Raw genomic sequence first — 14049 nt, forward strand, 5'->3', positions numbered from 1 at the left:
ACTGCTACGCATTTAAATTGAATATTTAGGCTGATGGGGAGATGGGGGGATGGGGGGATGGGGAGAGGGATTGACGGTTTTTGCCTAACACCAAAAATATACAATTTAGATGCGATGCAAGCTTAATCGTCTTGTCTTGAGATGCGGCATACTGTCTGAAACGATTATGCTGCATCTCTCGAGAGGCCAATTGACAATCTTTCACTTTTTATGGGTATTTATTGGCTATCCCTTATGCTATAAGGATATCAGGTTTGAGAGTTAGTAATGTACGCCATAAAAAGAGAGTTAAAACTAAATAACAAAGAAACCTCTTTAATGCGTGGCATGGCTGGCTTTCGCAGATTTGTCTACAACTTTGGGCTGGATATGCTAGTCACCAGTTGGAGTTTTGAAGGTGTTAATAAGAGTGACTCCAAAAGGATTGATTCCATTAAGCAAGTCTTCACCCAAGTAATCATGAAAACGCCTGAATATGCCTGGACAAAGCAATACCCATCCACCGTATATCAGTCAGCTTTCATCGACTTGAAAAAAGCTGTTAAAAGATGGCGACAAGGATTGAGCGGTTTCCCTAAGAAGAAAACCAAAAAGAAAGGTGATTCGTTTACGGTTTACAAAACGTCAGGTATTTACCCAGAAAAAGGTAAAAAAGCAATCCCTTTTACTAATCGGGTAGTCATCAAACCAGGTAAAAGAATTCAGCTTCCTGGGCTAAAGGAATTCAGGCTTAAGGAAAAGATAGGCTTTATTTGTAGTTCGCAAACTTTTACTGTTAGTAGAACTGCGGATAAATGGTTTGTTTCTTTCGCTTTGGATGCTGATAAAGTTCCTCCGATTTATCACCCAATTGAACGAGTTGGAGTTGATTTGGGAGTAAAAACTTTGGCAACTGTTAGTAACGGAACTTGTTACGCCATGCCAGAAGCTAATAAAAGAGCGAAAACCAAGCTAAAGCTACTGCAATGGCGCAATCGTAACAAAGTTTTAGGTAGTAAGAAACTAGGAGTTAAGGCATCTAAAAACGCTTGGGATTATTATGTCAAACTGGCAAGGCATCATGCCAGGATTAGCAATATTCGCCGCGATACAACTCAGAAAATGACAACTGATTTAAGTCGTCGCGCTTATTGCATTCGGATTGAGGATTTAAATGTTTCGGGGATGATGGCGAATCGGAAACTGGCGGCAGCGATTAGCGATAATTGCTTTTATGAAGTGCGTCGTCAATTGGTTTATAAGCAAAGCCACTATGGAACTAAGGTGGAGTTAGTTGACCGATGGTTTCCTTCATCCAAGACCTGCTCAATTTGTGGTCACATTCAGGAAATGAAGCTATCAGATAGAGTGTTTGATTGCCAAAAATGTGACAATGTGATGGACAGGGACTTAAATGCCTCAATCAACTTGGAAAATGCCCCTGAAGAAAAAGTAAGGTCGGCTCGACCTGAACTTATTAACGCTTGTGGACAAGTTGGTGCCGACACCCTTGGTTGAAGCAGGAAGGAAACACCATGTCAAATTAACAAGTTTAGTTAGATTTGGGTAAGTTTTTCGGAGCAGAACACAGTTTTATCTACAAAGACACCAGCGGTTTCTCCCAGCGTTTCGCCTACCTGTTCTGCACCTTTTTTTTGAAATGCTTCTGTAAATTCTTCAGTGGAGTTGGTTTCTTCCTCCTGAGAATGTAATAGCTGGTGGGAGAGATGACTAGACTGCTGTGTAGCAATCACTTGCCCCACCAATCCGCCTGCTTCAGCACCAATAACTACACCCACTGGGCCAGCAACCGCACCGATCGCACCTCCAATCACCTCGCCTACAGCCCCACCTGCCATTCCTCCAGTCATTCCCGCCCCCAAATCGACCAATTTGCTAGGATTCTCAGATATTTGATTAACTTGATCTACTGCTTGATCCGTCACTTTCTTTAGTTGTTCCGCAGCTTGGTTTACCAGCTGATTCGGATCGCTAACTACCGCATTCACACTATCCACAGCTTGTTTACTAATATCTTGGACGGTGTTAGATGCTTGGTTAGCTAAATCATTCACCTGCTTTACTGTTTGATCAACTGTATGCTGTAAGTCATGAAATAGCTCATCTAACGGATTGTGAGATTCGTCTTTGTGAGACTCTGAATGGTGAGATTTGTGAGACATAAAATTAAGTTTTGAGTTTTGAGTAGTTTGTAGGGGCGGGGAATTTTTAGCCGAATGCGTCCGTTTGTTTTGTGAGCAATGGTAATTGAAGAAGAGAGAATTTTTTCTTTCTCCGGTTTCGGATTTAGCAGAGATTCAATTAGTCGATCGCACACCCAATTCAACTCATAAAACATTTGTATTCACTGAGTTGCATCAGGAGGCAGAGCCTCTATTTTTCGTTCCCAGGTTGAACCTGGGAACGAGATGTGGGAGGTTCTACCTCCATTGGTGCAAGATCTGAGTTCACGCAGGCAATTTTTTGATTGTCTAGTAACCAACGCAACTGAAATTCCCGCTTTGCTGCTGTGCTGATTTCGGAAATCATGCTGCGATCTGCCCACAAACCGAGGAAAATGCTCAAAACTGGAACAATACCCCCAGCAGTTTCCTCTGTTAGCGCGGTAAGTGCCTGTTCGATCGTCGAATCAATCAGCAAATCATCTGCATCTTCTTCGATCGAATTTTCCAAAGTTTCTTTTTCCAGCTTCTTTTCATCTAGTGCTAGACGCAAGTTTCCGATATTTTTCCTCGCTTCCTGTCGTTCTTGCTGCGTTTGAGCAATGCCGACATTGAATACTCCCCAAGCAAAGGCTTTTTCTTGCACATTTTCCGGGGCGTAACCGTAGCACAATCCTATCCGGTGGATGGTTCGCAGGGCTAATACAATCGCTAACCCATCATTCAGTATTTCCCCGAAAATTTCCGCAACTTCAGTGATGCCTCCCTCTGCTGTGACTTGCTTCAAGGAACGTTTTGCAACTTCCGCTGCTAGTCGATCGCACTTTTCCAAATCGCCATAACGCAATTGATGATAATCTTCAACCAATGCCTGCGGTTTGAGTTCCTGCCAATCTTGCTGCCAGTTCGCCATCGCTCTCTCACAAGCTGCACCAATTTTGGTAAATATCGGATCGGGAATTATCCAACTTATTAATCCCTTGGTTGCACTTAAAACATAACCGAGCAATTCCGTCAACCAAAATGGTTTATCATCCAACCAGTCTAGAATCTCTTTGAACTGGTTAGTTTCGTATTCAGTTAATTGAATTACTTCATAAATAGGAACTTGATTTAGTTGCAACGTGACAGGATAATTGCTGGCAGCTTTGATTGCTGTGGAGATTTGACAATTTAAATCTGTTTCGGAAATGGTTTGGCGATCGTACTTGATGACAATGGAACTGGCGATCGGATTAATTCTAACTCCTGTCACACCCTTCGTAGACTCCAGCAATTTCTCTAAAACCGACCTGTAAATATCATCGCTTTTCAGCATGGGAATCTCCAGGCGGATACGTCCAGGGATTTTGTGAATTACTTTAAATTCTACATTTGCAATAGCCTTTTTATTCATAAAGTTGATTCTTAGTTACGCATAAATTTCTAGGCAAATCATCTATTAAATTTAATCAACTATTTCTAAGTTAGAATTTTAAAAAAATCTCAAGGTATAAGAACTGTCTTATTTTTACTATTCTTGACGTTGCTATTAGTCACGCTATCAAAATTTTAGCAATTTTGCAATAGAAAAATAACTAAAATTTTTTGAATTTTTCCAGATATATTGGCTGCTCGTACACAAAATAATCAGTAAAGTCAGTCTCTCCACTACAACAGAGAGTCGATAAATTTAATTTCATTCAATTTTGCACGTATTTGTCACTTTTGTTTGATAAAGTTCGTTCAGCTTTATTTGATATTTCTGATTTGGGAGGTTTTCAGAATGGAATGGGAAGCACTCCTGTTGGGGTTAGAACCTTTAACAGCGGCGGCGATCGGTATTGGTGTAGCGGTAGCTGCGCCTGTGGTAGCGGCGATCGATTCAGCAACAGGTAGCAAGTTATCAGAAAGCGCCCGTTCCATTGCTAAAGAAGGAATGGTTTTAGCTTTCCAAGCTTTTGATAATGCTCAATCTGCGGTTGCAGAAGCCCAAGAATCTGTGCAAGATTTAATGGCAGAAGCAAAGAATGACCTGAAAAAAGCCAGACAAAAGGCAGATGAAAATGGTGGCTCTGAAGCTCCTCGTCAAGAGATCGAAATTAGTTAAGTAATATCGTTTACATAAATGGTTAATACAAATATATAGGGAGGGGAGGGACGAAAAGATAGTAATACTATCTGAATAAGTTAGAAATCAAAACCCATCTATCCTAAACATTTGTAGCAAACGTTTAAGTAATCGATTAAGTAATCGATAAATAAGTGTATTTGAGTTCAGTAAACTGCCTATTGTTGTAAAAAATTAAGGTGAAGATAAATCATGGAAGCGATCGAATCACTACTCTTTGGAATTGAACCAATAACTGCTATAGCCGTAGGGATCGGAGCGATTTTGCTCGCACCTATTATCGGAACCGTGAGTTCGATGGTAAACAAGCAAGATGAAGAAAGTGCTGCGGAATCTACAGAAAATCCCGTAACACAAACAGTCAGTTCTGCTGGCGAAACAGCGCGAGATTTTGCTAAAGATGCAATGGTCTGGGGGATGGATGTTGTAGAAAGTATTCAAACAACATTTGCAGAAGCCAGTGAATCTTTTCAGGATTTTGTAGCAGAAGCAAAGGCAGATTATGAAATAAAAAAATCAGAACGTCAAGCAGCTGATACCACAACTCAACCCCGGACAATAGAGGTTGAGGGTAACTAAATTTTAGGAACTGATAAGGAGGATAGGTAGCAGCTATCTATTAGTCATTGGGCGATAAAAAAAATGTCCAGACACCCACAACGTTCACATTCATATCTGGTGCTATTGAACAGGATGATTGAGCCTCAAAATCGATTGATTCTGTCTAGTATTATTACTTTTCTAACTTATTGGCTGTTACCCTTACCCTTTGTTTACAAAGATATTCGACTGATTACAACTTATGTTGTGGGTGTTGCGATCGATCTAGGGCTAATTATCCTAATGATGGTGATTTCAACAGCAGAAGCAACCATGAGGCGGTCAGCCCAGCAAGAACCGAGTAATAAAGCACTTTTGGGTTTTATTGTACTGTTATATATGTTTCTAGCATCATTGGTTTGGTCGTGAATTTAGTCTCAAATTTAGTTTAAAAGAGGGGACTGGGGAGGCTTCCGTGAGCGTCAGTCGAACGGTAGGGAGAGTTGAAGAGGTAGTGAAATATTTTCCCCATCCCCCCATCTCCCCACTTCTTCGACTCCCCAATCCCCAATACCTTTGCGTTTTAGGAGAAAACATGACTATTGCCCGAAGTGATGTGAAGTTAAATGGAAATCCTTTTAATTCAATAGTTTCTAATGGAGCTAAAAAAACTGTAATTAATGACAAGCCAATCTGCCAAGTAGAGACAGTTCATTATAAAGTAGTTCATTGGACTGCGGGGAGGTTTCGCCTCCGTATTCCTCGGCTTTCTTACGATGACGAGTATGTAAATCAACTGGAATATGTTTTGCGAAAATTGAACTTTGTGACGGATTTACAGATTAATGCGATCGCTAGTTCTTTAGTAGTTAACTACAACGCAGAAGATACTTCTATTCCCTTAATCAAAATTGAAGAAAGATTATTTAGAGCGATTCAAGTTGCCGCAACTACAGAAGTTCCAGCAAACTACACCAGCGAAGAACCAAAAGCAGAAAAATCAGAAAGCAGTAACGAAATCGACTTTGTTGAACGCTTAGGATTGCCAGTTGCAGGGTTAGTTCTCAGTGTAGCTGCATTGCTGGGCGCACCGATTCCTAGTTTTGTGATTGGTGCGGTGGTGATTGCTAGTGCAATGCCTGTATTTCATCGAGCGATCGAAGCGATTCGAGAAGAAAAGCAACTAACTATTGATTTTCTTGATGGATTAGCGATCGCACTACACACCGCACAAGGGCATTACTTCGCACCTGCGTTTATGGTAGGTTTAGTCGAAGGCGGAGAAACGATTCGTGACTTGACTGCCAGAGGCACCGAACGAGCATCGTTAAACTTGTTAGATTGTTTGGGGAAAACTGCGATCGTCGTCCGCGATGGACAAGAAATAGAAATCGAGGTTAAAGACATTGTAGAAGGCGATTATGTCATCGTATTCCCTGGCGATCAGATTCCCGTAGATGGGATTGTTATTCAAGGAACTGGATCGGTAGATCAAAGTAAACTAACCGGAGAATCTGTTCCCGTCACCAAGCGAGAAGGCGATGAAGTCTTTGCTTCTACCTTAGTGTCAGATGGACAACTACGAATTTTAACCGAACGCACTGGAAACAATACTCGTGCGGGAGTGATTGTTAATTTGATGCAAGCTGCTCCTGTGCATGATACCCGGATTGAAAACTATGCGGCAATGGTAGCTAATCAGGCTGTGATTCCTACCCTGTTGATCGGTACGAGTGTAGGTTTATTGAGTGGTGATTTGAATCGAGCGATCGCACTTTTAACCTTAGACTTAGGTACAGGAATTCGCGTTTCCGTACCGACCTCGATTTTATCAGCTTTGACTTATGCAGCCCGGAATGGCGTGTTGATTCGCAGCGGTCGCGCGATCGAAATTTTAGCTCGCATTGATACAGTAGTATTTGATAAAACCGGGACTTTGACTGTCGGACACGCGGGAGTTAATGACGTTGCGGTAATGGACGATGGTTTTACCTCCGATGAACTTTTGGTATTAGCGGCGACAGCAGAACAACGCTTAACTCACCCGATCGCAGAAGCGATCGTTCACTGTGCCAACCATCGGGGATTAACGCTCAAAACCTGCGAAGAATGGGAATACAAAGTCGGTTTAGGTGTAGCAGCCAAGATTGATGGCATCGAAATTCGCGTCGGTAGTCCGCGATTCATGAAAACAGAGAATGTTGATTTGACCGAATTTGAGCGCCGTTATCCCAACGCTCTCACCAGTGGACAATCCTTAGTTTATGTGGCTGGTGATGGTAAACTTTTGGGAGTAGTCATGTATAGTGACCCTCCTCGTGAAGAAAGCAAAGATGTGATTCGCGAGTTGAAGAGTCTCGGTGTTAGTCCTTATATGCTTACGGGTGATGTGAGTCGGGTAGCAAAAGCGATCGCAGGTAATCTCGGCATCAATCCCAACAATGTTTATGCCGAAGCTTTCCCGGAACGGAAAGTCGAAGTAGTCAAAGAAATTCACGATCGCGGCAAGACTGTAGCCTTCTGCGGTGATGGGATTAACGATTCAGCTGCGCTTGCTTATGCCGATGTGTCGATTTCATTTGCTGGAGCAACAGATATCGCCAGAGAAACCGCTGATGTAGTGCTGATGGAAAACGATCTGCGGGGATTGATTATGGCGATCGAAGTCGCTCGACATACGATGGAGATTATTTGGCAAAATACTGCGATCGTTGCTGTTCCCAATATTGGCGCACTCCTATCCGGTATTTTCTTCGCCTTAGATCCAATTTTGGCAGTTGTTATTAACAACGGAACCGCAATTTTAGCCGAGTTGAACGGTTTGCGACCATTACTAGGTCCCGGTGATGTAACTCCGTTAGGACATCGTTTAAGTGCTGCGGAAATCGAAGAAGAAGCGGAACGCTTGCACAGTCATCATCATGTTGTGGAAATCACTGAATCAGTAAACAATCAAACAAATGGTAATGGACAAAAACCTGCCGTTGTTTATTCATAGTATTCCAGGGCGTTGTCGTCTTCGCGTTGATAAAATTGGTAGCGATCGCAAATTCACAGATAGGCTTAAGCAACTGGTTGAATCTTGGGAAATGACGATCGCAGTTCGCATCAATCAAGCTGCGCGATCGCTCATTGTCACTTACAAGGAAGATGCGATCGCTATTGAAGCTGCCCAAAATTATCTTAATACTTGCATCCAATCAGCAGCTAATTTAACTACAACTAATGTCTCAGATTCAGGTATTGATTCAGAAGATTTGATCCCACTGGTTAATCAATGGCGAGATTTAACTTTGCCTGTACTTAGTCTCAGTTTGGCATTATTGGCGGTTCCTTTAGAACTGCCTGTGGTGTTGGTGGGAGGTGCGATCGCAGCAGCAGCAATGCCTTGGTTTAATCGTGCCACAGATAGTTTACTCAAGGATCGCCAACCTAATATTGACTTGCTAGATTCTCTCTGGATGGGATTACATACGGTACAGGGTAATTTTGTTGCTCCCGCTTTGAAAACCTGTTTAGTAGAATCTCGGCGCAGTTGGCGCAAAACAAATGCCCAAAACTGGGAAAATCAGGTAATTTTAGCAGCGGAAGTAAGCGATAATTTGCCAAGATTAATTGCTCACCAGATCCAAACGGCTCCGGTACATGATACCCAACTGGGGGCTGCTCAAGCTCATTTTTTGCGAGAGGCAATAGTACCAACGATTTTGATGGGAGGAGCGATTTTTGCGGCTACGGGGAATTTGAGTGCAGCGATCGCACCATTTCAATTAGACTTCGGTAGTGGGATTCCCATTTCTATTTCGACAACTTTACTATCAGCTTTGGTGCTTGCAGTTCAGCAGGGAGCTTACATTCGCAGTGGTGGAGTTCTGGAAAAGCTAGCACAGGTAGATACTATTGTGTTAGATACGGGGCTACGAGACAATACAATTTGCACTTCTACCAGAGAAGCGATCGCAGTCTTACAAAACCAAGGAATCAGTGTTTATTTACTCCATAATCCTGATATTTACCCTGAAACAATAGCTATGAGAGCGAAATGGTTGGGTATTCCTATCAGCCACATCATCTCAGTAAATCATATTAAAACCCTACAATCTTCAGGGAAGCGCGTAGCAACGATCGGCGAATATTCTAAGTCAATCTCTGCCAATGCTGATATTTCTGTATTAATGACACAACCAAATTGGACAATAGAAGAAATAGTGAAAACCCCAGCTGATGTAGTGCTTTTAGATCGGGATTGGTGGGGGTTGGTGAATGCGATCGAAATTGCCAAAAAAGCTTATGAGCGAGTCTATCAAAATACGGCGATCGTTTTTTTTCCCAATTTAATAGTCACTTGTGGCGGTGTATTTTTTGGATTAAATCCCATAGTTAACGTGATTGTAAATAATGGGTCTGCTTTGGTGGCAGAATTTATTAATAATCAGCATCCTTTATTTGAAGGGAAAAGTGTAACAACAACTTGCGTTAGATTCCGAGTTGGCGATCGACACTACACATACGCAAGTGCGATCGAGTCATTATAGTTCTTCTGAAAATCAGGAAGCTTCTCTGCGATAGCAACTTTGGCTCTTTCAGGTTAATTTTTCAAAATCTATAGTCAATATTTAGGAAAAGCTGGTTCAAAAGAACATATTGATGCGGTAATCTAGGTTTAATTATTAAAAGTACCAACCGTTCATTAAAAGTGTAGGATAAACAACGATGACATCTGCATTTGCGACCCCAGAAGAATTTAGTAGTCTAGCTCTAGCCAACGGTGCATTTGGAATTAGAGAGTATTTAAAAAGTGGTTATGAAATAGTGCATCAAATCCAGGGAAGAATTCGCATTCGGATTTCCCGATTAGCTTACGATCGAGATTATGGCGATCGCTTAACTCAGATGCTAAAAGTCATTGCTGGTGTGACTGAAGTTAATATCAACCAGATGGCAAAATCTCTGACAATGTACTATCAGGAAAACACAAATGCCGCACGGATGGTTCGATCGCTAATTGTTTCCGCACCCAAAGTAGTAGAGGTAGTAGTTCCAACAATAGTTAATCAAGAAACATTTAATTTCCAAATTTTTGATGATTCGACTCAGTTACATCATAAAATTAAGCCCCTATTCCACAGATTGTCAATCATTCTCTTAGAGCTTATGGGGACAATTTTTTTCTTAGTAGGTATCATTGGTTTGCTGTTGCCCATTTTACCAGGTACTCCTTTTTTTATCTTGGGTTCCCTCTGTTTTATAGTAGCTTCAGAATTATCCTTAATTTGATTGTTCACAACAGACTGATTTGTTGTGAACGCTTTAGTGGTTTACAAGAAGTCTCTCTAATCGGGAGCATCCCAATTTTGCAAATATATACGTAGGGGCGAAGCATTCCGGCAGATAAGTTATTACTTAAAACCAGAGATTTACTACCAGAATGCTTCGCCCTTACAAAATCGGGATGCTCCCCTTCTAATCTTCATGGATAGAGTCCAAGTACCACATTTTTTGCCAAATCAAAGCTACTGCCACGACTACAAGTACTGTGCCAATACCTCCACTAACTACGGAAAATATTGGCCCAAAAAAGGCAGCAACTAAACCAGATTCAAAACCGCCCAATTCGTTAGACATACTGATAAAAACACTATTCACAGCTGATACTCTACCGCGCAATTCATTAGGAGTACGAATCTGTACCAAAGTATGCCGAATTACCACGCTGATGCTATCAAGAGCACCAGTCAAAAATAACATTAATAATGATAGCCACAACGAACGAGAAAGACCGAAAATAATTGTTGCTATGCCGAAACCTACAACCGACAAAAGTAATACTTTTCCCGTGTGATGAAAGGGAGGTAAATAAGCCAAAACTACTGTCATCATTAAAGCCCCGATCGCAGGGGCTGCTTGTAACCAACCTAATTCTACTGGGCCTGCGTGTAAAATATCTTTGGCATAGATTGGTAATAAAAAGACTGCTCCTCCAAACAATACAGCAAATAAATCTAAGGTAATTGCTGCTAAAATTAGTTGATTTTTCCAAATAAATTTTACTCCTCCAGACAAAGCTTTAAGTGACAAAGGTTCTTTGGATAATGTCTTTTTCTGTTTAGGAATTAAGGCTACTGCAACTAAACACAAAAAAGCTAAAATTCCTGCCAGTATATAGACATTTGTAGCTCCTCCTTTAAGGGCAATTATAATTCCTCCTAAAGATGGCCCTGCAACTGAGGCAAATTGGAATGTACTACTATTCCAAGTGGCGGCATTTGTAAAAGCACTTTTGGGAATTAATTGCCAAACAAAAGCATCGGTTGCTGGTTTACTAAATGCTCTAGCAATACCTATTAATAATAAGCAGCTATAAATGAGAAAAATTGAACCTTTGGTGATGGAAAGAATGGCTAAACCGAAGGAGCAAAAGGAGAGGAGCCAAATTGTTAAAAGCATGGTAAATTTGCGATCGAACCGATCGGCTAAATCTCCAGCAATTAAAGTTAAAGCCATGATGGGAATAACTTGTATCAACCCAACCCCACCCAAAACCATCGCTGAACCAGTGCGATCGTACAGTTCCCAACCCACAGCCACACTTTGCATTTGATAACCCAAATACAGCAATAAACGACCGATAGTAAATAATCGATAATTGCGAAATCTGAGAGCAGCAAAAGGGTCATGCCGATCTGTAATTAAAACATTTTCAGTTACTTGTTTTTTTGTTGTCCACCACATTTTTGAAAACCATTACTTCATTCTTCAGGAGGCTCTAAGGATTTATCTTCTAACACATCTTTGAGCAGAGTTAATCCTTCTTCAATTAGAAGAATTTGCTCTTCTGTCAAACTATTAAGTAAGTCGGAAATGCGCGATCGAGTTTGCGATCGACATTCCTCTAAATGAACCTTTCCCGCTTCCGTCAGATTCAGAACTACTCGTCGTCGTTCCTTTGGATCGTCACAACGATGCACAAAATCCCGTTGTACTAACCGTTCTGTATTTGCTGAAGCAGTCGCACGGGTGACTCCCAAATGTTCTGCTAAATCAGAAAGCGATGCACCAGGATTACGATCCAAAAATGCCAGCGTCCGAAATTGCGGTACAGACATAGTTGTAGAATTGCGAGAACGAATATCTGCACGGATAAATCGCATTGCTAGCGGGATTGTTTCCATAACTCTAGCGGCACACTTTTCTGACGTAATTTTTCGATTATGTTGCTTTTTCCCCATTTAATTTTTAACCTCACGCTCATCGCTAATGTTAAGAAAATATAGAGCAGCAATTTTACTCTAAAAAGAGTTACTACCTTATCTCTACTTTTGCTTAATCAGCGACCAGCTTTTCCAGGGATGGAGGATGACAGGCAAGATGCCTATCCTACGGGATTGGGGACTGGGTACTTTCCTCATCCCTAGTACCCAGTACCCAGTCCCCTATCCCCAAAACCTAAGTAGCTATGCTTGGGTAAAGTCTTCCGCAGATAAATGTTAGAACTACTACTACTGCCAGCAAAATCAGACAATCTGTACCAAATCCATAAATACTACGACCATTCGCCAGCATTGTTCCCCGCAAAGCATCCACCATATAAGTTAAAGGATTAAGGTGCGCGATCGATCGCAACCATATCGGCATCAGAACAATGGGATAAATCGCATTGCTAGCAAAAAATAAGGGCATAGTTAACAATTGTCCAATACCCGTAAAGCGTTCGCGTGACTTTACCAGACAGCCAATAATTAAGGAAAAAGTGCAAAAACAAGCTGCCCCTAAAAACACAACCAGTACAACACCCAAAAAAGCTAAGGGATTGAGATTGAGGTGTACACCAATCAGCAACGACAATAGGTAAATTACAATCACTTGGCAAAAGCCTCTAACTCCGGCTGACAAGGCTTTACCAAGCACCATTGCTGCACGGGGAGTCGGACTAGCGAGGAATTTATGGACTGTTCCCAAGTCTCGTTCCCAAATAATGGACATTCCACCACTAAAAATGGCTACAAATAAAACGCTTTGTGCCAAAATTCCCGCAGCCATAAAATCCAAATAAGGTAAACCATTACTGGGTATGGCTCGAATTTTGGCGAAAACTTGTCCGAAAATTACTAACCAAAGCACAGGTTGAGCCGCACGTACAAATAAATCGCTAGGATCGTGAAGTAGTTTGCGGACTTCTAATTCTGTAAGGACGATCGTTTTTCTAATTAATTCTGAGATTGCACTCAGCCAATTATTGGCACGCTTATGTTTTGGTTTAACCCAACCGTTTAGCAGTGCGCCTGATTCTTGAGGTTTCACGATAATTCGCTCCCGATGCTAATAAATCCCCGGTGTAGTGAATAAAAACATCATCTAAAGTCGCATCTTCTTGGTTAAGGGATGCTTTCAATTCTGTGGGTGTACCTGTGACAATTACTTGACCTTGGTGCATAATTGCAATGCGATCGCACAAACTATCCGCTTCCTCCATAAAATGAGTAGTTAAAAAGACAGTTGTGCCAAAGTTCGATCGCAATCTTTCCACTAATTCCCAAACATTACTCCGGGCTAAAGGATCAAGTCCGACGGTTGGTTCATCTAAAAACAATACTAATGGTTGATGTAGAATGGCTTGGGCAATTTCTAACTTGCGAATCATCCCTCCAGAATATTGCTGAACTAATCTATGAGCAGCATCTTGCAAACCCATAAAGTTCAGCAATTCCCGAATGTAGTTTTCTCGTTTTTTTCGGGGAATATCGTATAACTTGGCAAAAATCAGCAGATTTTCGTACCCTGTTAAACTGCCATCGGCGGAAAGTGCTTGGGGAACATAGCCAATTGCCCTTCTCACTGTGGCAGCTTGGCGGGTGAGATCCAATCCGGCAATAGTTGCACTTCCGGCGCTAGGAGGCAGCAAGGTGGTCAGCATTTTAATGGCTGTACTTTTACCCGCCCCATTAGGCCCTAGTAAACCAAATACTTCCCCTGCTTGCACAGTTAAGTTTAAGTCATTAACTGCGATATGCCTAACGGCACGCTGCGCGAACGCTTTACCAAAGCGTCGCGTTAAGGCATGAGTTTCTAAGATCGCAGAGGCGTTAGTGGGCGGAAGTTGCGATTCTCCTGTGGAACTTCCTACGTTTTGAGTAAGTCTGGTCACGAATTGATTGACCTCTCAGGATAGTTAGAACATCTAACTATTAGTTTTACATAAATTTGGTGAAAAGTTTTGTTTTTTGATTTTTTTTGAAC

Annotated in this window: 14 protein-coding genes; 7 read left to right on the plus strand and 7 right to left on the minus strand. The window is 41.7% G+C overall.

Annotated features, from left to right (window positions below; all coding sequences use genetic code 11):
* Positions 1–267: 267 nt before the first annotated feature.
* On the plus strand, positions 268–1497 hold the full coding sequence (locus IQ264_RS09135; RefSeq protein ID WP_193980442.1) for an RNA-guided endonuclease InsQ/TnpB family protein: 1230 nt from the start codon (positions 268–270) through the stop codon (positions 1495–1497).
* A 38-nt stretch (positions 1498–1535) separates the two neighbouring features.
* Here the strand turns inward: IQ264_RS09135 and IQ264_RS09140 are convergent, their stop codons facing one another.
* Genes IQ264_RS09140 through IQ264_RS09150 form a run of 3 tightly spaced genes read right to left on the minus strand, consistent with a single transcriptional unit; the run spans position 1536 to position 3558 of the window.
* A complete protein-coding gene (locus IQ264_RS09140; protein WP_193980443.1) occupies positions 1536–2162 on the minus strand; it encodes a glycine zipper family protein in 627 nt (208 codons plus the stop codon).
* Positions 2105–2338, minus strand: a complete 234-nt coding sequence (locus IQ264_RS09145) for a hypothetical protein (protein ID WP_193980444.1) — start codon at positions 2336–2338, stop codon at positions 2105–2107. Before IQ264_RS09145 ends, IQ264_RS09140 begins: the two co-directional genes overlap by 58 nt.
* Before the next feature lie 35 nt (positions 2339–2373).
* Entirely contained in the window at positions 2374–3558 is a 1185-nt protein-coding gene (locus tag IQ264_RS09150) for an EcsC family protein (RefSeq protein WP_193980445.1), read from the minus strand.
* Positions 3559–3927: 369 nt separating this feature from the next.
* Here IQ264_RS09150 and IQ264_RS09155 point away from each other — a divergent pair, with 369 nt between their 5' ends.
* The 6 genes from IQ264_RS09155 (at position 3928) to IQ264_RS09180 (ending at position 10089) form a co-directional block, all read left to right on the plus strand.
* Complete coding sequence (locus IQ264_RS09155; protein WP_193980446.1) at positions 3928–4251, plus strand: DUF5132 domain-containing protein; 324 nt, start codon at positions 3928–3930, stop codon at positions 4249–4251.
* A gap of 213 nt (positions 4252–4464) precedes the next feature.
* A complete protein-coding gene (locus tag IQ264_RS09160; protein WP_193980447.1) occupies positions 4465–4851 on the plus strand; it encodes a hypothetical protein in 387 nt (128 codons plus the stop codon).
* Between the two features lie 63 nt (positions 4852–4914).
* Positions 4915–5241, plus strand: coding sequence for a hypothetical protein (locus tag IQ264_RS09165; RefSeq protein WP_193980448.1), 327 nt, complete (start codon positions 4915–4917; stop codon positions 5239–5241).
* A 166-nt stretch (positions 5242–5407) separates the two neighbouring features.
* Positions 5408–7810, plus strand: a complete 2403-nt coding sequence (locus tag IQ264_RS09170; RefSeq protein WP_193980449.1) for a heavy metal translocating P-type ATPase — start codon at positions 5408–5410, stop codon at positions 7808–7810.
* Positions 7779–9347: a hypothetical protein gene (locus IQ264_RS09175; protein WP_193980450.1), complete on the plus strand. Its 1569-nt coding sequence runs from the start codon at positions 7779–7781 to the stop codon at positions 9345–9347. Before IQ264_RS09170 ends, IQ264_RS09175 begins: the two co-directional genes overlap by 32 nt.
* Positions 9348–9525: 178 nt before the next feature.
* Positions 9526–10089 carry an HMA2 domain-containing protein gene (locus IQ264_RS09180; RefSeq protein ID WP_193980451.1) on the plus strand — a complete coding sequence of 188 codons (564 nt, stop codon included), beginning with the start codon at positions 9526–9528 and terminating at the stop codon, positions 10087–10089.
* 186 nt (positions 10090–10275) lie between these two features.
* Here the strand turns inward: IQ264_RS09180 and IQ264_RS09185 are convergent, their stop codons facing one another.
* From IQ264_RS09185 to IQ264_RS09200, 4 genes are all read right to left on the minus strand, one after another.
* On the minus strand, positions 10276–11544 hold the full coding sequence (locus IQ264_RS09185) for an MFS transporter (protein ID WP_193980452.1): 1269 nt from the start codon (positions 11542–11544) through the stop codon (positions 10276–10278).
* A 17-nt stretch (positions 11545–11561) separates the two neighbouring features.
* Positions 11562–11984: a MarR family winged helix-turn-helix transcriptional regulator gene (locus tag IQ264_RS09190; protein ID WP_228061399.1), complete on the minus strand. Its 423-nt coding sequence runs from the start codon at positions 11982–11984 to the stop codon at positions 11562–11564.
* A gap of 274 nt (positions 11985–12258) precedes the next feature.
* Positions 12259–13113 (minus strand): ABC transporter permease, encoded by an 855-nt coding sequence (locus tag IQ264_RS09195; protein ID WP_322744643.1) that lies wholly within the window; start codon positions 13111–13113, stop codon positions 12259–12261.
* Positions 13070–13957 carry an ABC transporter ATP-binding protein gene (locus IQ264_RS09200; protein ID WP_193980454.1) on the minus strand — a complete coding sequence of 296 codons (888 nt, stop codon included), beginning with the start codon at positions 13955–13957 and terminating at the stop codon, positions 13070–13072. The genes IQ264_RS09195 and IQ264_RS09200 overlap by 44 nt, the downstream gene beginning before the upstream one ends.
* Positions 13958–14049: the final 92 nt, after the last annotated feature.

This window comes from [Phormidium] sp. LEGE 05292 (assembly GCF_015207735.1).
Lineage (GTDB): Bacteria > Cyanobacteriota > Cyanobacteriia > Cyanobacteriales > Aerosakkonemataceae > Floridanema.